The organism is Psychrobacter sp. H26 (genome assembly GCF_059073035.1).
The window spans coordinates 1,640,027-1,663,292 of the sequence record NZ_JCACRW010000001.1 but is presented as its reverse complement, the minus strand read 5'-3'; the positions used below and the strand labels follow the sequence as shown (position 1 = coordinate 1,663,292).

The window sequence follows — 23,266 nt, the reverse complement described above, 5'->3', positions numbered from 1 at the left end:
CGACAGTAGAACTACTTAAGCGGTAAATTTTTAAAGTAGTGGTATTATTAAACCACGACTATAGAGCACATCTAATGATGTGCTCTTTTTTTTATTTAGCGCGTATTACCAATATGATAATTAACGATAGGTCATAGAGAATTAATCAAAAGCGTTCAGCCAAAGTATCTATTGTGTAGTTGAGTGCTGCGAAACAGACATCGGTATTGAACCCTCTATATTGCAAAAATCGCAGTTGTTTTGCTTTTTCCTTTTGCTCAGTAGGGACGTTGTCACCGTATTTTTTGGTACGTGCGATGACAGCCAGTTTGAGCCAATCTACGCCATCGACTATATTGTCTTCACTGTCCTCTACAAACTCGCTAAACTCATCCGATTCTGCATTTGCCATATCGATCAGCTCATCGATATTGCCTGGCATAGCGATTTTCTTGCGGTAGAATTCTTGCTTGATGCGTCCGCGCCCTCGACCTTTGCGGATATTTTCACGTATGAGCATAAGGGTGGTGCGGTAATCACTCTGATAGCCTTTCTCTTCAAACTCATCGAGTAGGGCATAAACTTCTTCTGGATCTTGCTCCTTATCGATTAGTTTTTGCTTGAGTTCAGCTTTGCCATATTCGCGGCGTGATAAATAATAAAATGCCAGCCAACGCAATCGGCTTTCCGCTTTGATCGCATCGATTTCTGCTTGTTTTTGTTCAGGTGTACGTAAATAAGCCTTAAGTGCAGCTGGTATATTGTCGTTTTGACTATCCGTTTCGCTATTGTTTGAAGGGTATAATTCGTTCTTATCCTCTAAAACGTTTGAGGATAGCTCAACGCTGTTATCTATAGCAGAGCGGTTATTGGTTTCATCATTATGAACGCTATACTTAACTTCTGCTAGCATCTCCTTAATCGTTTGCGCTTCAGGCGGTTGATAAGCGGAGGCATTACTTGGCTCAGCAGTAAAATTAGCTGCTGGATGGAAACGCTTTTTACGTTTTTTAGATTTGGAGATTTTTGTTGTACTAGAGGAGGGTACTTCGAAAAAAGCGTTATCGATAGTAGAGTCATCGAGAGATGAGCTGTCTATCTTTGAATAGGTAGAGCGCTTGCTAGATTTGCTTGGCTTTTTAGGTAAGTTTTCAGCAGTAGACTTGATTGGTTTTTTTTGTTTGCTCTCGGTAGAGCCAACTGAGTCGGAGTCCGACTCAGCTAGAATATCAGCCAATGTTTTAATTTTCATAATCAATCATAACTATTTATAGCGGCTACTGATAATGGTTAGAGGATTATTGTACCGGTTCAGGAGCTGGCTCTGCATCCTTTGCTTCACTGCCTTTTTTCTTACCGAGTTTTTCATCACGAATCTTATCTTCGATTTCTTCGGCGATAGCAGGGTTTTCTTTCAAGAACAGTACAGAATTGGCTTTACCTTGACCGATTTTTTCATCGCCGTAGCTATACCATGAGCCTGCTTTGCCAACAGCACCAATCTCGACACCCAAATCAATGACTTCGGCCAAATGATTGGTACCCTCGCCATAAGTAATCTCAAATTCTGCTTGGCGGAACGGCGGTGCCATTTTGTTTTTGATAACTTTGACACGGGTTTGGTTACCGATGATTTCATCACCGTTCTTGACCGCACCAATACGGCGAATATCCATACGGACAGAAGCGTAGAACTTAAGGGCATTACCGCCAGTTGTGGTTTCTGGACTACCAAACATCACACCAATTTTCATACGAATCTGGTTAATAAATACTACCATGCAATTAGAGCGTTTAGCATTACCCGTAATTTTGCGCAGTGCTTGGCTCATCAGACGCGCTTGTAGACCCATATGTGAGTCACCCATCTCGCCTTCAATCTCGGCGCGCGGAGTCAAAGCAGCAACTGAGTCAATAACGATCATATCGATCGCCCCTGAACGTACCAACATGTCAGTAATTTCAAGCGCCTGCTCACCATTGTCAGGTTGCGATAGTAGTAGGTCGTCAGTATTTACCCCAAGCTTACGTGCATAGACAGGGTCAAGCGCATGCTCAGCATCGATAAAAGCACAAGTGCCACCTTGTTTTTGACACTCTGCAATAGCCTGTAGGGTCATCGTGGTCTTACCTGAGCTTTCAGGACCATAAATTTCAACGATACGACCTTTTGGTAATCCACCTATACCAAGCGCGATATCTAAACCAAGAGAACCTGTCGATACCACATCAGCATCAAGAATGGCTGATTCATCACCCAGATGCATGATAGTATTTTTACCAAATTGCTTTTCAATTTGACCTAATGCCGCTTTGAGGGCTTTGGCTTTATTGTCGTCCATATTGGATTCCTTGTTTTCGATAATTGATTTGACGCTATAGATAAAACACTTATAGGGTTGAGCACTATAATCAGTGTGCATTCTATGTCACTAATGATGGGTATACACAGTCATCAGTGTTTTGGTATCTAGCAAAATAAAGAGGTTGTCACACGCATGGTATGAGTAGTAATATCGAAGATATCGCTCTACTATACAGTAAAATTAAATAACGAGAGAAGTAAAAATAAGTTTGTAATTACGAGCGCTACAGTAATTTTTAAGCTGTATCTTAGCTATTAGCCATTGTAGAGGGCGCTGTAGTGCTACTGATTTGATAGAGTAATTATAACAAAGTTTAAGCAGTATATTGAGGCGTGAGCGATGCTATACGACACTATATGTCGTGTGAGTAGAGATAAAGATTTATAAAAACAGTTCCTGATGTAAAATGATTTTGAACCTGATAAAAGCCATACTTGTCAATAGACCAACGAGTTGTCCACAACAAATAATGCGCTTATTTTTATTGATTGTGAAACATTATAAATAACTAAAATTTTTTTAAAAATATTTAAAATAATTTTTTATACCTTTATATTTAATTTAAGTTGTTGATTTTAAATGATTTTAAAATTGTACAAAAAGTGAACGATTTTATCTTATCCTTTAAGTTATCTAGCTATAAACTTGTCAAGTGGTGACTTATACACAGGGTTATCCACAGCTTATGGGGAGAACTCTCCAAGCCCTTATAGTATCTATGCTTGCGTGAATAGACAATATTTTAAAAGCGCTCAATCATATCTATTAAGAATCAACAAAGACTGTTTTTCAGTAGTAGCCTATGTTTTAAGTGATATGTTTCACATAATAATAATTTATCTTTTTTCACGTACTATTATACTATAGGCTTTTAAAGTCAGCGGTGTGACTCGGTAAAGCCGATTAATAAACTATTAAGCATACTTATAGGTATGATGGCAAGCTTATAAACAGACATAAAAAAGCGGCTAAATAACGTAGCCGCTTTTTTGGACATCACTAGATCAAATGATTTGTATTAGTCTTTGATATAGATCAAATCCCAAACACCATGACCGCGCTCGAGACCACGTCGCTCGAATTTGGTCATTGGGCGAAAGTCAGGACGGTCGGTGAAACTGCCGACGCCTGCTTTGTTGGTTAACCCTGAAAAACCATCTAGCACCTCAACCATCCAAAAGGCATAATGCTCCCAATCAGTTGCCGTATGGAACCAACCGCCTTGCTTTAGACTGCGTGTCAGAATAGTCATGCGCTCAGGACTGACAAAACGGCGTTTGTAATGGCGTTTCTTTTGCCATGGATCTGGGAAATAAAGCTGAATACGATCAATATGGTTTTCTGGCAGTTGTTTGAGCAGTTGAATAGCATCGCCATTGATGATTTTGACATTGCTCAAGTCTTGTGTGCCTGCCATGTAGGCACATTTACCAATACCAGGCTCATGCACTTCGATACCGACAAAATTGCGAGTAGGTTCTGCTGCTGCCATTTCAATAAATGAATCACCCAAGCCAAAACCAATTTCTAAAGTAAGCGGTGCGTCAGTACCGTTTGGGCTATCAGCGAACAGCGCTCGCAAGTCATCAATACCAGTAAGGTCGCCATCACCAAAACTGTTATTGACCAGATATTTAGAAAATTCTGGTGCAGTCAGAGCCAGCTCGGCATTTTTATTCATGTGCGTGCGACGCTTCATAAATGTATTGACGATACGGATATGTTTGTCAGAAGTAGGCTCTGCCTCTTGGTGAGCACTTGTATCAGTATTGATAGAATCGCTGGTGCTATTCAGAGTGTGCTCATCAGTAGTATCGGTACTATTGATGGTGTCGTTGATATCAGAATGTTGACTCATAGGGTTACTAGGGCTTAATTAGGTGGGTAGTGTCTGCTTATTATAAGTTAAATCTATACAACTGTGAATGTGCAATGCGACTTTAGCGCATTCACTGTTTGGTTAACCAGTTTTCCTATCTTGTACGTGGGTTTTGGCGTTATTATAGAGCTATCGTTGATAGATAATTTTTTAGAATAAGTAGAGCGTATCGTTATGCTATTTATTGAGACGGATTCACCGCCACCGTTTTACCAAGATTCATTGACACCTGCTAAACGTAAGCAGTTAGACAAATGGTACATCGGCAGTCGCACTCAGCGCTATTATCTCAAACGTTTTGAGCAGTTCGATCAGCAAGGGTACCTATCACCAAAATGGCATTGGGCTGCGTTCTTTATCACTTTTCCTTGGTTGTTATATCGTAAGCGCTACATGGATGCGATTGTCTATAGTGTGGCAGGGTGGTCGTTCATTCAGCTTAATGTGGCTATTGTGCTCGTTGCATTCGAATTTGTAGCGATGTCTTATGTACCAGATGCTTATCAAATGGTTACCCGTATTGGCATTGCAGTCGTTATCTGGCTGTTCTGGTCTGCAATGGTGGCGCGCTGGACAGATGCATATTATTACCGAATGGCGCGGCGCGAGATCGCTGATGCGATTAATTACCATCCGCGAGACGACGCTGCACAAAAAGCGCATTTAAAAAAAGAGGGCGGGGTTAGTTTATTTGGCTTAGCATTGGGGTTCGGTTTTTTCGCCTTTGCATTGCTGGTAATCAAAGTACAGTTTTTGCCTATTATTGCCAAGCCAAAAGAGAATGAGGTGCTATTTGAGGCTTACGACATTGCCAAAACTGCTCAAAACCGCGTGGCACTGATTTATCAGCAGACAGGGCAATGTCCAATAGGTTTGCCGCTAAGTACTGAAGATCAACAAGTGCGCATGAGTGTCGATAATCGGGCTGCTGGTGTGCTGGATACCGACTGTGCAGTGACGGCGACGATTCAAAACGTTAGGTTTCCTATACGTTACCTGAACGAGCAGACATTGGTCTTTTATCATATCCCAGACAGCGATAATTGGGGCTGCACAAGTTCACTGAACAAGAAACAAGCCCCCAAAAGCTGTACGTCTGACTAGGAACTGAACATCGCTACTATTTAGAGTCAGTTGCGATATCGTCTGATTTATCAACTGGTGTCGCTTGACTCTTTAATGCCTCATAAAAATCTGTCAGATCCATTTTACGCGCTTTGCCAATATCTTCATCAAACAAGCTCTCAAGTTCTGCCATCGCCGATTGTGCTGACTCAATCATACTGGCTTCGTCATCATAGATCGCTTGCTGACGCTCAATCAAGTCATCATCATAATCACGGAACGTTCTTACGGTTTCTCGTGCTTTTTCGGGAGAAATTCCAAGCAACTGCAGTGACTCGCGTGACATGTCAAGAGATGACAGATAAGTCTCACGCCAAATGTGACGCACACCCACTTCGCGTAAGCGGTAGTAGTGCTGACGATCGCGCGCTCTTGCCAATATAATCAGCTCAGGGTAGTTCTTGCGTAAATATTGGGCGGTGGTGATAGAGCGCTCCAAATCATCGATCGCCAAAATAAATACACGCGCTTTTTGAATACCTGCCGCTCGTAGAATCTCAGGGTTTTTTGGATCACCATAATAGACCTGGTTACCGAATTTTCGTACAAAATCGACTCGGTTTGCAGAGCGTTCAATGGCGGTAAATTCAATATTGTGCATACGAAGTACGCGACCAATAATCTGACCGACTCGGCCAAAGCCTGCAATAATCACTTGGTGCTCATGATCAGGGATGGTGTCGTATTCGCGGCTAGGTTTGCTTTTAGCAAATAATGGCTCACCTATTTTTTCTAATAACAAAAACGCCAGCGGAGTGAGTGCCATCGAGATGGTTACTACAAGATTTAAGGTATTGGCCAGCTCAGGACGTAAGACATTTTGGGCCGTGGCAACGCTGAATAGTACAAAAGCAAATTCACCGCCTTGGGCGAGAGTCACACCCAATCTGATACTGGTGGGCCAGCGGTTGCCTGATATTTTTGCGATAGCTGCAATCACGGCAAATTTGATAAACATCAAGGCAAGCGCACAGCCAATGATAAATATGGGCTTGGCCAAAATAAGTTTGACGTCAGTCAACATACCGACCGACATGAAAAATAGACCCAATAGTAGACCTTTAAAAGGCTCGATACTGGCTTCTAACTCGTGACGATATTCAGAGTCAGCCAGCAATACACCTGTCAAAAATGCACCTAACGCCATCGATAGACCAATCTGCCCCATCAAGATAGACACACCCATAACAATAAATAGTGCGACCGCTGTGAGTAACTCTGTTGCACCACTTGACGCCACAAATTTAAAGAAAGGTCGAACGACATAGCGACTGGCAAAAATGAGACCAGCAAACACCGCAAATACTTTGCCAAAATAAAGTAAATCGTAGCTCTGCTCACGCACCCCTGACAAAAACGGAATCACTGCCAATAAAGGGATAACGGCGATATCTTGGAACAATAGAATAGTAAAGGCTTCTCGGCCATGGGTGCTTGATAGCTGCTGTTTTTCGGTCAATATTTGGAGTACAAATGCAGTAGAAGAGAGCGCCAAACCAAAACCAACGATAAAGGCAGTATCTAGCTGTAATGAGAAAAAGTGATGCAACAGTCCCATCAACAACGTACCAGTCAGCCCAACCTGTAGACCACCAAGGACAAATATAGAGCGGCGTAGTGCCCAAAGCCGTGAAGGTTGCAGCTCGAGTCCGATAATGAACAACAGCATGACCACGCCAAACTCTGAAAAGTGCAACAAGCTCTCAGCATCACCCGCCACATCCAATCCACTGGGACCCAATATGAGTCCTGTGATGAGGTAACCTAAGACCGTAGCTATACCAAAGCGTTTACCAAGGGGGACAAAGAGCAGCGCTGCTCCTAAGAAGATAGTGGCTTGTAACATTAAGTTTGGTGAGCCGGCGGCGGCAGCGAACATCTGGAATCCTCAGAAATTAGGACAAAATAAGCAATTTAAAACGGGCGTAGTTGGCAATAAGTCGCGAAACACTATCGACACTATTATTTTTTACGGTAAATTTTCCACACACCATTGTCTGCAAGCGGGTTGTTATAAGCATCATTGCGACGTTTACGTGGTGTTTGCCTACTATCGACAATCTTAAAATCAGGCAGGGCATGGACGATAAGACCAGTACGATAAAAACGTACGCGTTCAGGCTCTAACATCTCACCTTTACTGTCGCGACAAAAAACATAAGCACGCAGATCGATAAACTCACGATGAGCGACTAAACGTGCTTCATCGTCGTTATCTAGCACCGCTGTCATGCGGGCAACTTCATCATCAGTATAGGGTCCACACTTATCTGTAAGTGCACCGACTGAGCCAAAGCTTTTGGACTCTTTGGCACGCGTTTTGGTTAAATGAAGGCGCTGAACATGATAGATAAACTGCGGTATCTCAAGGCTGGCTGGCAGCGGTAGATAATCAGGTGGCATATTGGCTGCGGGATAAAAATCCTTGGCGCGTTCAAGTAGGTTTTGCCAGCGCTGCTGATAAGCCTGTACCTCGGCTAAATTACCTTCATAGATAGGCATGTCACGAATCTGCCGCAGAATATCAGGTGGAAACTGCTCATGACGAAAGTTGGCAATGTCTTCTTGCAACGTCGATAACAAAACTTTGGCGTGTTTTTTGCCGTCTTTTGACGTGGGATCATCGATATAGTCTGGGGCGACAAAGGGTGCTGAGCGTCTAGACATAGTGTTGTATCATCAATTGACCGTGAATAAGGTTTTTCAGTCTTAAGTATACAGAATTTATATCAAAAATATGGTTGCAAGGCAGAGTTTTTCGTCGCTTTTAACATGCCATTACAATCATAGAGACAAATTTGATAGAAACGTAAGCTTAATAGAAACGTAGGCTGGTTGGAAATTTAAGTGAGACATGCTTTTTGTTGATTCATATGTTTCTATTTTTAATATCATATAAAACAATAAACATTCCTAGCCAAGCACATGATTAGGACTGAGTCTTTTGTACCGGATTAAGACTCCTAATGAGTTTAGGCTGCTTATGACGTCAAATATGGGGTCGAACTATTTGTCTAGGACATAAAATGATTGTTCAGATAGAAGTATAGGGATTGGGTTCAAATTAATAGGTTATGTCATTAGTGATTATGACCAATATGACTGTTACCAGTAGGTGATCGTCCCGATATATCGCAGACGAGTGCTTCACTATGTGAGCTGTTTTGCGGATGTGACGAGCTCTCTACTTGAATGGTCGCATGATGAATACCAAGTGTCGACAAGCTTGTCTCAAGACTAGCAATCAAGATGCTCGACTCGTGAATGCTCATTTCTCCATCGACCACGACATGGCAAGATAAAGCATTTAAGCCACTAGTAATGCTCCAGACGTGTAGATCATGTACTTTTTGTACTTGAGGATGTGCGAGTAGTTTTTGTTCGACATCGATTAGTGAGATATTGGCAGGAGTGCCCTCCATCAATATATGTACAGAGTCACGTACGACGCGGTAACCACTAACTAATATAAGGAGAGCGACGATTATGGATGCTGCGGCATCTGCCCACACCCATCCAAAACCCATCATTAGTAGCGCTGCAATAATGGCAGCGACAGAACCTAATAAATCGCTCAATACATGCAGATACGCACTTTGCATATTGAGATTGACTGGTTTTTTATGATCAGCTGGTTTTGCCTTGGTATCTGTAATTTTGGTATCTGTGGCATCTGTAATATTGGCATCATTGCTCTTGTGGCTGTGCCCATGTGACGCTTCACCATGGCTACCGCGATGCATCAGCCATGCAACTAAAATATTAATCAACATCCCTATGGTAGCTATGATCAGCATGCCTTGGGTTGCAATTTCTGGTGGTGAGTTAAAGCGTTTGATTGCCTCGTAAAAAATCATCAAGGCAATAATAACGAGGGTGGCGCCATTAAAGGTAGCGACCAATATCTCAAAACGTTTATAGCCAAAAGTTTTTTGATGGGTGGCTGCTTTTTCACCGATTTTGAATGCTATAAGAGTCGCGCCAAGTGCTATCGCGTCACTCAGCATATGACCTGCATCAGACAGTAGCGCCAAGCTCCCAGTGAGCCAGCCACCAATAGCTTCGATGAACATATAGCCAGTAATGATAACAAAGCTAAACAGTAAGGTGCGTTGATAGCCCTTGGTATCTCGCGGTGTTGGTTTTTGCTCTAAGCGGGCATCATGGTCGTGACGGTGTTGATGGTTGTCATTATTGTCGTGATTTTCATCGTCATTGTGATTATGCACTTCAGGACTATTCTGACTCATAGCAACACTCAAATTAACTAGAATTTAGGTTAAGTGAACAGTATTAACTGTAGATCAAGCAGGTGTGGGATTTCTATCGCAGACCGTTTAACAACTATTATAAATTTAACATAGCTACCTATCATAAGCTGTTACGACGACGTAAACACAGTGGAAAAGGTAGAAAAACAATGTCGATAAAGGGGAAGCACTACGATGCTGCTTGATAAATAGACAACACCATAATGTTTGAGGTTACCAGCCGACGGGATCGATATCTAACGTTAATTTGAGGTATTTCACACTCGGTAGCGTAAGTACAGGCTGCCACCACTGGTTCAATACGTGGTGCAACTGTTGCCGGTCTTTAGCCAAGAGCAATAGCTGTGCATGATAGCGACTGTTTTTTTTACTCATTGGCGCATCAATAGGACCAAGAACAGCGAGATTGTGCGCACTGGGCAGATGCGCAATGGCATCTTTGAGGGCTTGAGTAGTGGCTGCCAGAGTTTTGCCCTCACAGCGTATCAGTGCAGCATGACTGTGAGGAGGTAGCCCCATCATTTTGCGCTCTTGTAATAGCTCACGAGCAAATGATAGATAACCATCTTTTACAAGCTTTAATAAAAGCTCATTGTCAGGTTGCAAGGTCTGAATCAAGACGCGACCAGCTTTGTCACCACGACCAGCACGCCCTGCCACTTGTATCATGAGCTGTGCGGTATGTTCTGGTGAGCGAAAGTCTGCTGATAGAAATCCGCGATCAGCATTCGGTAAGCAAACTAGGGTGACATTGGGAAAATGATGACCTTTGGCGACCATCTGTGTCCCTACCAATATGGCAGGGTTACCTTGGTTTATTTGCTCGTAGATATTCTCCCAGCTGTCTTTGCGCCTTGTGGTATCACGGTCGATTTGGATAATCGGATAGAGCTCTTTACTGGTTTGAGGATTGGCAAAGATGGCATGTAGGTTTTCGCTCAGCCTTGTCGTACCCATACCTTTAGCATCTAGGTTTTGACTGCCGCAATCAGGGCATGTCGTTGGGATATAAGCTTGCCAATCACAGTGGTGGCACTTTAGATAAGAGCTAGCTGCATAGCTACTGTGCTGAGACTGACTATTATAATGGACGGTTAGGTGCGCATCGCAGCGAGGGCAGTCTGCCTGCCAACCACAAGCCTCACATAACAACACAGGAGCATAGCCGCGGCGATTCAAAAATATCAGTACCTGATCGCCCGCTTCTAGCGTTTGCTTGATAGCCCCAATCATGGCGTCTGTCAGTCCTGTATCATAGCGCGCACCATCATCTTGGGCTTGCTGATGCGTGCTTTGTAGGCGTGCATCGATCAGTTGCATGGTTGCAGGCTTGGCACTACCAGGACGAGTGAGTAATTGATACTCTGTCAGCTTACCATCATCAACTAGTTTCAGATGCTCAAGAGAGGGCGTCGCTGTACCGAGTATGACTGGAATTCTGTTTTGTAGGCCGCGATAGAGGGCAACATCAGCAGCATGATAGCGCAAAGTGTCTTGCTGCTTGTACGATCCATCATGTGCTTCATCAACAACAATAAGCCCCAGCGCTGCAAATGGATATAGCACCGCTGATCGCGTACCGATAATGATTTGTGCATGACCTGTGCGGCAATCTTGCCAGCCTTGGAGACGATGCGTATTGGTCATACCTGAATGTAATAAAACAATATGAGCGGCAAAGCGACTGGCAAACCGTGCACGTGTCTGCGGTGTGAGTCCAATCTCGGGTACCAAAATAAGCACTTGCTTGCCTGCTTCTAATACCGCTTGCATTGCTTGTAGATAAACTTCAGTTTTACCGCTACCGGTAATGCCATTTAGCAAAAACCCAGTATAAGTCTCAGACTCATGGGCAGCAATAATGGCATCGACGGCAAGTTTTTGCTCGTCATTGAGGTCAAGTGGCATCTTGGCTAACTTGACAGGAGAGGGGGGCTTTTTTGGCTGAATATAGCGCTCGATAAGCCCTTTATCTTCCAGCGTTTTTAAAAATGTCCGCTGCATACCTTCTAATAGCAATACGTCTTCACTTGCCCCATGCTGACCATGTAGCTTGAGCATATCAAACTGCTGTTTTTGTTTTTTTGCATTGGCATGAAAGTCATCATCAGTAATATGCAGCAAAATGCGCCAATGGGTAATCAGTAAATCTAGTGGCTTACCCTGACGAACGAGACTTGGCAAAATAACGGCTAAGACATCACCAAGTGGATAGTGATAGTAGCGTGCAAGCCAATAGGCCAGCTTGAGCATACTGGGATCTAAAATAGACTCCGTATCTAAACACTTATTGATAGCCTTGATTTTGCTAACCGGCACACTGCTTTTGTCCTCAGAGACATGGGCAATGACGATACCAATCAAGGTCTGACGACCAAATGACACTTCAACGCGGCTACCGATTTGCGGTAACGAACTGTCTGGTGACGCAAACATATCTGCTGGCAGGCTGTAGTCAAACACCCGATAAAGGGGTACGGGTAGAGCAACTTGGACCAACATAAACGGCTTCGCAATATTGTCAGGTTAATGGGGAATAAAAGGCAGAGACTAATAAGCTTAGCATGATGCTAAGCTTATTATGGAACGATTTATAGCGTGCTAATTAGGTAGAATCTGCATCAGCACTGTTTAATATTGAGTACGGTTTGATATCCAGTATTAGTCAATATATAGGATAGACTCGATTTCGACCACACCACCTTTTGGTAGGGCAGCGACCTGTACAGCAGCGCGGGCAGGGTAAGGCTCGCTTAAGTTGGCAACAAACACGTCATTCAAAACCGCAAAATCACTTAAGTCAGTCAAAGAGACGTTGAATTTAACCACGTCATTTAAACTACCGCCAGCCGCTTCACAGATCGCTTTGATGTTCTCAAATACTTGCTCCGCCTGTGCCCTAAAGCCTTCTCTCAATTCCATAGTTTCAGGGTCAAAACCAAGCTGACCTGAGATATAAACAGTGTTACCGACTTTGACCGCTTGTGAATAAGTACCTACCGCTGCAGGTGCGTTGTCTGTTTGGATGGTTTGACGAGTCATATGATGTCCTTTGAATATTTTATGGGTTTGCTGCTAAAAGCTCAGTAGCATTACGTATGATTATTTTAGAAAATGCTAAAGTCTCAATGTTAGGTTTTCATGTCTCTCTAACGAGTATCTAACAGATAGTATCGATAAATAGACATGACTATTATAATTGATATAAGCGCATGATGTTAGGGAAGCCGAGTAATGAGCGCAGCTCGCGAATGCCTTGAGCCAAGTGGTTGCGACTGCGTACAATGATATGGACAATAGTATCGCTATTACGTACGTCAACGGTTTCAACACCCATATTCAATTGACGTAAATGGTAAATGACTTCACTGATTTGCTCATCACTAAGCGCGATAGAGAGTTTTAGGTAAGCAGGAAAACGGATTTTGCCGCTATTTTGTATATCGTTATCATCCGTATCACCCTGCATTATAGTGGTGTCATTGCGCCACCGTAGCTGGATAACCTGATAGGGGTTGTCTTTACGAATGTCATCAAGTGAGAAGCACTTGTGTCTATGAACCACCAAACCGTGGCGTGATAAATGCCCAACGATCGGGTCACCATAAATCGGATGGCAGCAGTTAGCAAAATCAAGTTCAACCCCAGATGCATTGGCAATCAACTGCTGTGGCTGAGTCATATCATCGTTGTGCGCTTGAGCTTGCAGGCTGCTCACTTCGTCGCTAAACAGACGAGTAACGACCAGTTGCGGCAGTAGTGTGCCAGAGCTGATTTGTTCAAATAGAGCGTCCTTTTCGGCTAGTCCGCGCCATTCCGTCAAATCTTTCCAGTCATTGTCTGTCAAATCATCGAGTGTTTTTTGATAGGTTTTGAGGGCACGATCTAACGCTTGACGACCGTGGTGCTGTTTGTCAGCGGCAGACAAGTCTTTGAACCAACGTAAAATCTCTTCACGTGCTTTATTGGTGACCACAAACCCTAGCCACTCTGCTTTTGGTTCAGAATGGCTGTTGACTTCGATTTCAACCGCTTGTCCGTTTTTCACCACTGTACCGAGTTTTGCAGGTTTACCGTCGATGTTTGCACCAACAGCGACGTTACCGATCATAGGCCCGACGGCATAAGCAAAATCAAGTGCGGTTGCACCTTGTGATAGCTCGTAAGCTCGGCCTTTTGGGCTATAACAAATGATCTTACTAGAATGTAGATAGTCCATTAAGTCATTGATAGTGGAGACTGCTGCTGAGAAATTGGGACTGTTTTCGTTCAAGCTGTCTTCATCGACCAAGTCTTTCATATTACGTAAAGAAGCTTGGATAACCGACTGGCTGACGTCAGAGGCGTGCTCTGCACCAATAACACCAAGCCTTGCTGCGCTTTGCATTTGCTTGGTCAAGATAGTGACCTTGACGACATCGTTATCGCGCTCATAGATAAGCGTAAGCGATTGATTACCACCCGGTAGCGGCCTACGAATATTATCAGCAATGTGCGTATCGTCGATTTGATACTTTTTAATCAAATAATAAGCCAGCTTGTCACAGGCTTCGATATTATCGAGGACAATCTCAAACGCATAGTGACGCAGTAGGGTATTGATCTCACCGCGGTTGCGGAAAAACTGACGATATATCACCACACGATTGTCCAAAACTTTGACCAGCCCGTTAAGGTCTAAGTTGTTGAGGACGATACTTAAATAGCGGTGAATGGCTTCTCTTTGAAAATTACGTCCAAGTCCATGCTGTAAGAGCTTATCAGACAGTTTGTTATACATACCAGAATCAAGATTACGGTAACACAACACCTCGATATAGTCGGCAATATCATTAAGACCCATTAATCGTGCAAATGGGACATAAAAGTCCAAGGTTTCTTGTGCGGTTGTGCGCTGCTTTTCAGGGCGTACCGCATCAAGTGTAGACATATTATGTAAGCGATCAGCAAGCTTGATAATCAGTACACGTGGGTCAGCAAGCGTCGCGGTCAAAATTTTGTGAAAAGTGGCCGCTTTATTTTGTTGCTTGTTGTGAGAGGATGATTTGAGCTTGGTCACGCCATCGACCAGTCTAGCTACTATCTTGCCGTAGCGCTGCTCGATTTGTTCGTCACTCACGTCAGTATCTTCGACCGTGTCATGCAAGATCGCGGCGATGATGGTATCTCTATCTAAGCGAAAGCCTGCCAATATCTCAGCCACTGCGATGGGGTGAGTGATATAAGGTTCCCCTGATTTACGCTTGTCTTTGATGTGCGCAATATCACCGAACTCACAGGCATCAATAATGTCACGGCGCTCAGCGGCAGTGAGATAACCTACTGAACGTAGCAGGTTATATTGAGCATCATCAACGAGATGATGACTGAGTTTGGGTAGGGTTTGACTCATAAAATAACAATCCTATTTTCCATTACCTACTTATTTGACCATTTCTCGAAGCAAATGATGATGAAATATCGACCTACCGTATGAATCGTAAATAAGAGTAGGTCATTCTTTAATTAATCGCAAATTGCATTCAATGTCAACTGATAAGCGAGTAGGCAAGATAAAAATCCAAAAATTTTCACTTAGTGGTCTATTTTAGAAGATAAATGGTTATCAAAATCGCGAATACAATAGAGTCACAACCAAAAAACCACAGCCTATGCTGTGGTCTCTATTGCTGATCAAGATATATAGCTGTCTTATTTAGAAGCTACAATCCTAAAAGCTATGATCACCTGACAACGCTAAATCTAATGAGCTAGTAGCAAAGTTATGCTCTGGCTGATTTAGAATATCACGGGTGATTTTGCCAGCGGCAATTTCACGTAGCGCCAGTACGGTAGGCTTGTCATTGTCAACATCTACCAATGGCTCAGAAATACCCTTTGCCAATTGACGGGCACGCTTGCTTGCGACCAAAATTAGCTCAAAGCGATTATCAACATTATCCAAACAATCTTCAATCGTTACTCGTGCCATAAATAGCTACCTCGGTTGTTTTTATTAGTCACGGACTTTGACCGCCACTCAATAAAAATAATATCAAATACATAAAGGGGGATAGCTACATATTATAGCATTTTTTGCTAAGCTGCGTAGTTGCTTTTTATATCATCTTATTGGACAAGCAGCTTTAGTCGCTGATGCTAAGTTTACTCCGCTGCTGACTTGTTTAGCAAGTTGCTAATCGTACGATGATAACGCTGCTGCTGACGAGCAAGCGTTTGCCTATCAGCGATAATAAGTGCTTTTAGCTCAGCCAAAGCCACTTCAAAATTATCATTAATAATCACAAAATCAGAATTGACGTACTGTGCCATTTCATGAACAGCACCAGCCAGACGTCGTTCTATAACTTCGCTGGTATCTTGTGCTCGGGTTGATAGGCGTTGACGCAAGGTATCAATACTAGGCGGCAAGATAAAAACGGTCGTTGCATCAGGGAATATTTTTTTGACTTGGGTGGCGCCTTGCCAGTCAATCTCCAAAACCACATCGATACCTGCCGCAAGCTGGGAGCGTACGCTCTGCTCTGAGGTGCCATAGTAGTTTCCGAATACTTCTGCATGCTCTAAAAATTTGTTTTCGCCAATAGCTTTTACGAAGCTATCCACATCTGTGAAGTGATAGTGATGTCCATCAATCTCGCCTGGGCGCGGGCTGCGAGTCGTGTGCGAGATACTGACGGTTAAGTCGTTAGTGGTTGCCAGTAGTTGCTTCACCAGTGAGGTTTTGCCTGTACCCGAAGCGGCAGTAATAATAAATAATGAACCTGTCATACAATTTGTCCCAATAAAATATGTGCTAACAAATGGAATGTGTTAATAAAATAAAAAAGTGTGCTAATCACAGACTAAAAATATTCCAGTCAGCAGAAAAGGCTGGAAAAAAGAAAAACCGCCATCATGTATGGCGATATAAATCATAATAGTTGTCTCATTATAAACGGCTTTTGTGTGAGTGAAAGCGAGTTTTGCAATATGCAATCAGTATGTCGATATTTATAACTAAAATATTGCAATGAGTGTACTGCTATTTTTGAGGGCAATAAAAGCAAATTATGCTAAAGTAGAGCATTGAAATTGCCCCAACTTTTGAATGAAAGCTTTGATGCATAAGCTTTACATATAAATTATCCAATGATAGGCCTTCTTATGCAAATTTATCTTGCCAATCCTCGTGGGTTTTGTGCTGGTGTAGACCGTGCGATCGCGATTGTTAACGAAGCGTTGACCCGTTTTGAGCCGCCCATCTATGTCCGTCATGAAGTCGTACATAATAAATTTGTCGTATCAGATTTAGCCAATCGGGGCGCAGTATTCGTCGAAGAGCTTCACGAAGTGCCAGATGGTTCGGTGGTTATTTTCTCTGCACATGGGGTCTCTAAAGCGGTGGAAGATGAAGCAGGTCGCCGCGATATCACTGTATTTGACGCGACTTGCCCTTTGGTGACAAAGGTGCATATTGAAGTGGCCAAGTTTGCCCAAGATGGTATGGATGCGGTCTTGATAGGACACGCTGGACACCCTGAAGTAGAAGGCACTATGGGTAGGTTCAATGCAAAAAACGGCGGGCAGATCCATCTTGTCGAAGATGAAAGCGACGTTGCAGCTTTAACCGTACAAGATGCCAAACGCTTGGCATTTGTAACTCAAACGACGCTATCGATGGATGACACTGCTCGCGTTATTGATGCGCTGCGTGACAAATTTCCGAGTATCCAAGGACCTCGAAAAGACGATATATGTTATGCCACTCAAAACCGCCAAGATGCGGTAAAAGATCTTGCCAGTCGCTGCGAGGTTGTACTCGTGGTTGGCTCACCAAATTCTTCAAATTCTAATCGTTTGCGTGAGCTGGCTGAGCGTATGAATTGCCGTGCTTACTTAATCGATAATGCCAGCGAGATGAATCGCAGTTGGTTAGATGGTGTGCAGAGTGTCGGTGTTACTGCTGGTGCATCAGCGCCAGAGGTGCTCATTCAAGAAGTGCTACAGCAGCTGCAAGACTGGGGTGGCGATCTTCCTAGTGAGTTATCCGGTATTGAGGAGAACGTAACGTTTAGTTTGCCAAAAGCCTTGCGCATTCCTGTTACCCAAGTTGGTAAATAATCAGTCGGTAAACAACAAGTATTTGTATGAAATATTATTGATATGGATAAGGCCGCATGAAAGAACCTAAAGGCAGATTTGTGTTGGCAGAAGCCACGCTCGCTGACGTCAATAAGCAATTAAAGCTCAACATGCTCGTGACGGTTGCGGTGGTGTTTGTACTATTCATGAATATTATAAAATTCATGGCAGAAAAGAGCTTTTTTTATGCGGCACTTGCAGTCGTCATGATCTGTTTATTGTTCTTTATACAAAAAGCTCGCGGTATTCTCTTGTTAAGAAAACAAGAGCTGACCCATAAATAAAAGTTTTACAAGAAAGTGTTAAATATAGGATAGCTATGACTGCTTATTACAAATTTATCAAACGTGAACAACAAGAAAATGGTACCAGTGTGGCGCACTATCAGCCAACCGAGCATGCACAAGGTGCCTGGAATGAGCGTGAGCAGCACATGGCGCCAGCGACAGGTCTCCTGACTGCTGAGCTCAAAGGTTTTGCACCGCAGCCCAATACTCGCATAGCTCGCGTAAGTCTGGATATATTGGGCTTGATACCGCTTGATGACTTTACCATTACCACTCGCTGTATTCGACCGGGCAAAACCATTGAGCTGATAGAGGCGGTAATGAGCAGTCGTGGTCGTGATGCTATCATCGCACGAGCGTGGCGACTCCTGACTCAAGACACCAGTGAAATAGCAGGACTAGAGGATCAAGCTTCAGTGCATCAGCCTGAGGATTTGCCCGTTTGGGACGAGATGAAAGGCTGGCCAGGCGGCTTTATCGAAAGCGTACGGCTAGTGACTACAGAAGATCGTCGTCCTGGGCGCGGGATGGTATGGATCACTAATGATGTGCAAATGGTAGAAGATACGCCAACCGATGATGTGGTACATCTATTGGGTATGGTGGATACTGCGAATGGTGTTGTCCCTAGGTTGGGGCTGGGACTGTCTAAACTAGAATGGATGTTCCCCAATACTGACTTGCAAATACACATGCATCGCGAACCCAAAGGACGCTGGTTGGGTATCGAGGCAGTACAGCAATACGGTGATGATGGTATTGGTCTAACTAGTGCAGTATTGCACGATGTGTATGGACCTTTTGGTCGCAGTGAGCAAATACTCACTATCCGTCCGATACCGCGCTAACCGTTAGATAATTTTTTAGATAACTGTGCAACCGATCTATAAATAAGAGCATCAGTACAAACTCATCTCTTGTCAAAGATATAGGTCATATAATTTGTAAAACGAAACGATAATATACAATCAATTAATTATACAAATAGTTGAAAACCCGTTTTAATAGTACCAAAGAGAACGATATTAATCGACAGGGAGGGTGCTATGAACACGCATATTCAGTTTTCAAAAAAACTAACGACGATTTGGGACTTATTGATAGAAGCTTATTCAGAATAGTGACTTGTATCTACACTTGGACATTTGTGTGAGCAGATAGTTCTTAAACAGCGTTTTGATAAATAAGCAGAACACCGCCTTGATAAATATAGGCGGTGTTTTTTATTGAATAAGACTTCTGTGCTTGAATTTTTTTTTGCTGCCCCTATTAGTATAGACAGTCTAACGGTAATGCACACGGTAAACTGTGAGCATTGTTAGAACAGCTATAGTCAGTTATTTGATAATAGGTCTTTCATAGAATTTAAAGGAGTTTTTATGAGTGAAGCAACCCAAGCTGAAGGTCTCAATCCAGAATTAAAAAAACATACGTTTGAAGCAGAAGTGGCGCAACTACTGCACTTGGTAACACATTCATTATATTCTAATGCAGATATTTTTGTCCGTGAGCTCGTCTCTAACGCATCGGACGCTTGTGACAAATTGCGTTTTGAAGCGACCAATGATGACAGTCTTTATGAAGATGATGGCGAGCTAAAAATCCGTATTGCTGTTGATGAAGCTGCTAAAACCATTACCTTTACCGATAATGGTATTGGTATGAACGAAACAGATGCTATCGAAAATTTAGGTACGATTGCCAAATCAGGCACCAAAGCATTTTTGGACAAATTGTCTGAATCGCAAAAACAAGATGGTCAATTGATTGGTCAGTTCGGTGTTGGTTTTTATTCAGGGTTTATCGTTGCAGACACTATCAGTGTGGAGTCACGCAAAGCGGGCGAGCCTGCGGATAAAGGCGTGCGCTGGGTATCTGACGGTACAGGTAGCTTCACGGTTGAGCCTATTACCAAGGACACGCGTGGTACGGCGATTACCTTGCATCTAAAAGAAGAATATAGCGAGGGCGAAGACAACTACCTAGACCGCGGTAAGATTAAGCGTCTCGTGAATAAATACTCTGACCATATCAGTCTACCGATTCAGATGCGCAAAGAAATCTGGCAAGAAGATGTAAAAGAAGACGAAAATGACAGCTCTGATGATCAGGTGCCTGCCGGCGGCGAGATGGTACTTACTGATGAGTGGGAAACCATCAACAAGGCCAGTGCATTATGGACGCGCTCAAGCTCTGAGATCGAAGACGATGAGTATGTCGACTTTTATAAAAATATCTCTTATGACATGACTGATCCACTTGCTTGGACGCATAACCGTGTAGAGGGTCGAGTACAGTATACGCAGCTACTGTATATCCCTGAAAAAGCGCCAGCAGATTTATATACTCGTGAGCAGCAGCACGGTCTCAAGCTTTATGTGAAGCGCGTCTTTATCATGGATGAAGCTGAGCAGCTGCTACCGATGTACTTGCGTTTTGTGAAAGGGGTCATTGATTCAGCAGACCTACCACTAAACGTGAGCCGTGAGCTACTACAAGAGTCACGCGATGTAAAATCTATCCGTGATGGTAACGCACGTCGTATCTTGACCTTGCTCGCTAGCCTTGCCAACAGTGAAGACAGCGACAAGCAAGAAAAGTTTGCCAAGTTCTATGCAGAGTTCGGTGATGTGATCAAAGAAGGTCTAGGCGAGGACGCAGGCAATCAAGAACGTATTGCCAAGCTATTGCGTTATGCAACTAGCACGCAAGATGGCCTTGAGACCAGCTTTGAAGATTACAAAGCTCGCATGAAAGATGGGCAAAAAGCGATCTACTATCTCACCGCTGATAATTTAGCAGCAGCAAAAAACAGCCCGCAACTTGAGCTGTTTAAGAAAAAAGGCATCGAAGTTATCTTGATGACTGGCCGTGTCGATGAATGGGCGATGAACTTCTTGACGTCATTTGACGAGACACCGCTACAAAACATCGCCAAAGGTGCAGTAGATTTGGGTGACTTGCAGGACGAAGCCGAAAAAGCTGAAGCAGAGAAAGCAGAAGAAACGTTAAAGCCTGTTGTTGATAAGCTTAAAACTGCGCTAGGTGAGCGTGCTAAAGACGTTAAAGTATCAACGCGTTTGGTTGATAGCCCAGCATGCTTAGTCGTTGGAGAAGGTGAGCTGTCACCACAAATGATTCAGATGCTACAGCAAATGGGTCAAGACGTACCAGCGAGCAAGCCAACCCTTGAGGTCAACCCCGATCATCCGCTCATTAAGAAGTTAGAGGGTAGCGAGCAGTTTGATGATTTGGCGCAAGTGATCTTTGATCAAGCCTTGTTAGCAGATGGCGGTCAGTTAGAAGATCCAGCTGCTTATCTAAAGCGCGTTAACGAGCTGTTGATGAGATAGTATCTGGTCGTTAGTGTAAAGGGAGGCCTTGTTTGCAAGGTCTCCCTTTTTTATCAGTATTTATAGTCATGTTTAGGTAATATCTAGATTTAAGCGAGTTTTACAAATCATGCTTATCGTCTTGACCGACAATCCGTTACAATCGCGATAGATTAGCGAGCTAGACTATTAGGCAGTGCTAGTCATCTTCTATAAATATTCCATCGTGAATTCAATATAAATCGATGTCTAGAGCCGTAACAGAATCGTAAGACGATTGCGTAAGGCGGCAGCTACACTAGAACCGTTATCATTGGGTCATTTTATTTTTCTCGGCTGGCTAGAGGTCTACGTCTTTGTCACTTACGTCGTTAAAAACCGTATCGCTCCAACGTTTTTCGCTCAACTTTGCTGCCAATATTATTGCAACCTTGTGGATGCTAGTGGGCTCAACGCGAGCATTTTCTTGGGTCAAACCTACGTTTATACAGTTTACTGTATTCGCTATATTGGCACTCAGCAGTAATGTTTTGTTTTCGTGGTTGGCTGCTGAAAGTGGTAGCATATTTAATGAGCAAGGACTGGTCAGTTATCTGATTTGGCCAATGATTATTTTGCTCAGCGGTATTATTTTAGCAAGGCGCGCGAGCAACCAATCGTTGGTATTTGTACCAGTTGTATTATGGTTGGTAGCCGATACGTTGTCCGCTTTATTACAAAGCTTAGTACAGTTTTCTGGTAGCTATGGTTGGTTGCCTAAATGGAGTTATTCGTTTTTACCTGTACTGTTTTTGGTATTGTTTCTATGGCAGACGCTTGCTTTATTATGGATTTTTTCCCGTCGTTTGCGTATACCGTGGTGGGAGCGCATTATCATACTAGTAGGTGCGGTAGCGTTGCTGACTATATGGCAACGTAATGTTGCTGACCAGCCTATTTTTAAGCAGATTCCAGTAGAGCCTGTATTAGAAGAGGCGGCATTATATGAGCAGCCGCGTCTATTGCAGCAAGCACTAAACAGCATTGACCCGAGTATTGATGGCAAAACGGACTGGTACTTTATGGGTGTGGCTGGGTTCTCTGGTCAGAACGTCTTTCGTTCTGAAATTAATAAAGTGCGTGAGCTATTCGATGTGCGTTTTGGTACCAGCGGACACTCACTGTCCTTGATCAACAATACGTACAGTTGGCTGGACGAGCCAATTGCTACCAGAACCAGTATTGCACGTGGATTAAAGAAGATTGGTCAGCAAATGAACGCTGATGAAGATGTATTGTTTTTGACGCTGTCGTCACATGGCAACGAAGATATTGTTCAATTAGAAAATCCGCCACTTGCGATGGACAATCTAGATGCCACATGGTTACGCGAGACACTGGATGCATCAGGTATTCGCTGGCGTGTGATTGTGGTATCTGCGTGCTATTCAGGGTCGTTCATTGACGAGTTGGCATCGCCGACTACCGTAGTGATTACGGCTTCAGCCACTGATAAGGCATCGTTTGGCTGTACCAATACGGCTGAGATGACTTATTTTGGTCAAGCTTTTTTTGCTGAGAGTCTACGTGAAAACAGCAGTTTTGAATCTGCTTTTAAGGATGCAGCATACCGTGTACAAGAGCGTGAGCTTTATATGGGATTTGAGCCATCAGAACCACAAATAGTGATTGGTAGTTTGATGGAGACGGCACTACCAGCGTTTGAGCAAGTATTGTTTGATAAAGCACGTCCATCAGTTGCTAGTATCACGAGTAACGCGGCTTCTGCTACTATTGATACTGTACCTGATAGTGTGCCAACCAGTCCGTAAATGAAGTTAATAGAGCGATTAAATACAGATACAGCGCAACTCAAAATCTTGTGAATATAATATCAAATCACGAGCGTTTATTATTTATCATC

The 23,266-nt window shown here is 43.3% G+C and carries 17 protein-coding genes; 6 read left to right on the top strand and 11 right to left on the bottom strand.

Features of this window, described 5'->3' with window-relative positions; all coding sequences use genetic code 11:
* Window positions 1-145: 145 nt before the first annotated feature.
* From AC5JPT_RS06845 to trmB, 3 genes are all read right to left on the bottom strand, one after another.
* Window positions 146-1,231, bottom strand: a complete 1,086-nt coding sequence (locus AC5JPT_RS06845) for a regulatory protein RecX (protein ID WP_493857578.1) — start codon at window positions 1,229-1,231, stop codon at window positions 146-148.
* A gap of 46 nt (window positions 1,232-1,277) precedes the next feature.
* A complete protein-coding gene (gene recA, locus AC5JPT_RS06840) occupies window positions 1,278-2,321 on the bottom strand; it encodes a recombinase RecA (RefSeq protein ID WP_443525762.1) in 1,044 nt (347 codons plus the stop codon).
* Window positions 2,322-3,363: 1,042 nt separating this feature from the next.
* Window positions 3,364-4,203: a tRNA (guanosine(46)-N7)-methyltransferase TrmB gene (gene trmB / locus AC5JPT_RS06835; RefSeq protein ID WP_493857577.1), complete on the bottom strand. Its 840-nt coding sequence runs from the start codon at window positions 4,201-4,203 to the stop codon at window positions 3,364-3,366.
* 195 nt (window positions 4,204-4,398) lie between these two features.
* Between trmB and AC5JPT_RS06830 the strand changes: the two genes are divergently transcribed.
* The gene (locus AC5JPT_RS06830; protein WP_493857576.1) at window positions 4,399-5,328 is read left to right on the top strand and encodes a pilin; all 930 of its coding nucleotides are present in this window, start codon (window positions 4,399-4,401) and stop codon (window positions 5,326-5,328) included.
* Between the two features lie 16 nt (window positions 5,329-5,344).
* On the opposite strand, the gene AC5JPT_RS06825 is transcribed toward AC5JPT_RS06830, so the two are convergent.
* From AC5JPT_RS06825 to gmk, 8 genes are all read right to left on the bottom strand, one after another.
* The gene (locus AC5JPT_RS06825) at window positions 5,345-7,228 is read right to left on the bottom strand and encodes a monovalent cation:proton antiporter-2 (CPA2) family protein (protein WP_443525768.1); all 1,884 of its coding nucleotides are present in this window, start codon (window positions 7,226-7,228) and stop codon (window positions 5,345-5,347) included.
* Window positions 7,229-7,311: 83 nt separating this feature from the next.
* Complete coding sequence (locus AC5JPT_RS06820) at window positions 7,312-8,016, bottom strand: hypothetical protein (protein WP_319051431.1); 705 nt, start codon at window positions 8,014-8,016, stop codon at window positions 7,312-7,314.
* A 413-nt stretch (window positions 8,017-8,429) separates the two neighbouring features.
* Window positions 8,430-9,599: a cation diffusion facilitator family transporter gene (locus AC5JPT_RS06815; RefSeq protein ID WP_493857575.1), complete on the bottom strand. Its 1,170-nt coding sequence runs from the start codon at window positions 9,597-9,599 to the stop codon at window positions 8,430-8,432.
* A gap of 234 nt (window positions 9,600-9,833) precedes the next feature.
* The gene (locus AC5JPT_RS06810) at window positions 9,834-12,122 is read right to left on the bottom strand and encodes a primosomal protein N' (protein WP_493857574.1); all 2,289 of its coding nucleotides are present in this window, start codon (window positions 12,120-12,122) and stop codon (window positions 9,834-9,836) included.
* 159 nt (window positions 12,123-12,281) lie between these two features.
* Window positions 12,282-12,662, bottom strand: a complete 381-nt coding sequence (locus AC5JPT_RS06805; protein WP_493857573.1) for a RidA family protein — start codon at window positions 12,660-12,662, stop codon at window positions 12,282-12,284.
* A gap of 151 nt (window positions 12,663-12,813) precedes the next feature.
* Window positions 12,814-15,012: a RelA/SpoT family protein gene (locus AC5JPT_RS06800; protein WP_493857572.1), complete on the bottom strand. Its 2,199-nt coding sequence runs from the start codon at window positions 15,010-15,012 to the stop codon at window positions 12,814-12,816.
* A 318-nt stretch (window positions 15,013-15,330) separates the two neighbouring features.
* Window positions 15,331-15,591 carry a DNA-directed RNA polymerase subunit omega gene (gene rpoZ / locus AC5JPT_RS06795; protein WP_319051436.1) on the bottom strand — a complete coding sequence of 87 codons (261 nt, stop codon included), beginning with the start codon at window positions 15,589-15,591 and terminating at the stop codon, window positions 15,331-15,333.
* 173 nt (window positions 15,592-15,764) lie between these two features.
* Entirely contained in the window at window positions 15,765-16,391 is a 627-nt protein-coding gene (gmk, locus tag AC5JPT_RS06790) for a guanylate kinase (RefSeq protein WP_443525778.1), read from the bottom strand.
* A 375-nt stretch (window positions 16,392-16,766) separates the two neighbouring features.
* Between gmk and ispH the strand changes: the two genes are divergently transcribed.
* The 5 genes from ispH to AC5JPT_RS06765 all read left to right on the top strand — a co-directional run bounded on the left by ispH (window position 16,767) and on the right by AC5JPT_RS06765 (window position 23,174).
* Entirely contained in the window at window positions 16,767-17,723 is a 957-nt protein-coding gene (gene ispH, locus AC5JPT_RS06785; RefSeq protein ID WP_493857571.1) for a 4-hydroxy-3-methylbut-2-enyl diphosphate reductase, read from the top strand.
* A gap of 56 nt (window positions 17,724-17,779) precedes the next feature.
* Window positions 17,780-18,028 (top strand): hypothetical protein, encoded by a 249-nt coding sequence (locus tag AC5JPT_RS06780; RefSeq protein WP_493857570.1) that lies wholly within the window; start codon window positions 17,780-17,782, stop codon window positions 18,026-18,028.
* 35 nt (window positions 18,029-18,063) lie between these two features.
* The gene (locus AC5JPT_RS06775) at window positions 18,064-18,879 is read left to right on the top strand and encodes a thioesterase family protein (RefSeq protein WP_493857569.1); all 816 of its coding nucleotides are present in this window, start codon (window positions 18,064-18,066) and stop codon (window positions 18,877-18,879) included.
* A gap of 531 nt (window positions 18,880-19,410) precedes the next feature.
* Entirely contained in the window at window positions 19,411-21,384 is a 1,974-nt protein-coding gene (gene htpG, locus AC5JPT_RS06770; RefSeq protein ID WP_493857568.1) for a molecular chaperone HtpG, read from the top strand.
* Window positions 21,385-21,719: 335 nt separating this feature from the next.
* Window positions 21,720-23,174 (top strand): C13 family peptidase, encoded by a 1,455-nt coding sequence (locus AC5JPT_RS06765; RefSeq protein ID WP_493857567.1) that lies wholly within the window; start codon window positions 21,720-21,722, stop codon window positions 23,172-23,174.
* Window positions 23,175-23,266 lie beyond the last annotated feature (92 nt).

Excerpts from the sequence above, each read along its gene's own strand:
- gmk (WP_443525778.1), bottom strand. The coding sequence starts at position 16,391 with ATGACAGGTTCATTATTTATTATTACTGCCGCTTCGGGTACAGGCAAA.
- AC5JPT_RS06820 (WP_319051431.1), bottom strand. The coding sequence starts at position 8,016 with ATGTCTAGACGCTCAGCACCCTTTGTCGCCCCAGACTATATCGATGAT.
- AC5JPT_RS06815 (WP_493857575.1), bottom strand. The coding sequence starts at position 9,599 with ATGAGTCAGAATAGTCCTGAAGTGCATAATCACAATGACGATGAAAAT.
- htpG (WP_493857568.1), top strand. The coding sequence starts at position 19,411 with ATGAGTGAAGCAACCCAAGCTGAAGGTCTCAATCCAGAATTAAAAAAA.
- AC5JPT_RS06780 (WP_493857570.1), top strand. The coding sequence starts at position 17,780 with ATGAAAGAACCTAAAGGCAGATTTGTGTTGGCAGAAGCCACGCTCGCT.
- AC5JPT_RS06805 (WP_493857573.1), bottom strand. The coding sequence starts at position 12,662 with ATGACTCGTCAAACCATCCAAACAGACAACGCACCTGCAGCGGTAGGT.
- AC5JPT_RS06800 (WP_493857572.1), bottom strand. The coding sequence starts at position 15,012 with ATGAGTCAAACCCTACCCAAACTCAGTCATCATCTCGTTGATGATGCT.
- AC5JPT_RS06830 (WP_493857576.1), top strand. The coding sequence starts at position 4,399 with ATGCTATTTATTGAGACGGATTCACCGCCACCGTTTTACCAAGATTCA.
- recA (WP_443525762.1), bottom strand. The coding sequence starts at position 2,321 with ATGGACGACAATAAAGCCAAAGCCCTCAAAGCGGCATTAGGTCAAATT.
- AC5JPT_RS06825 (WP_443525768.1), bottom strand. The coding sequence starts at position 7,228 with ATGTTCGCTGCCGCCGCCGGCTCACCAAACTTAATGTTACAAGCCACT.
- ispH (WP_493857571.1), top strand. The coding sequence starts at position 16,767 with ATGCAAATTTATCTTGCCAATCCTCGTGGGTTTTGTGCTGGTGTAGAC.
- rpoZ (WP_319051436.1), bottom strand. The coding sequence starts at position 15,591 with ATGGCACGAGTAACGATTGAAGATTGTTTGGATAATGTTGATAATCGC.
- AC5JPT_RS06810 (WP_493857574.1), bottom strand. The coding sequence starts at position 12,122 with ATGTTGGTCCAAGTTGCTCTACCCGTACCCCTTTATCGGGTGTTTGAC.
- AC5JPT_RS06775 (WP_493857569.1), top strand. The coding sequence starts at position 18,064 with ATGACTGCTTATTACAAATTTATCAAACGTGAACAACAAGAAAATGGT.
- trmB (WP_493857577.1), bottom strand. The coding sequence starts at position 4,203 with ATGAGTCAACATTCTGATATCAACGACACCATCAATAGTACCGATACT.
- AC5JPT_RS06845 (WP_493857578.1), bottom strand. The coding sequence starts at position 1,231 with ATGAAAATTAAAACATTGGCTGATATTCTAGCTGAGTCGGACTCCGAC.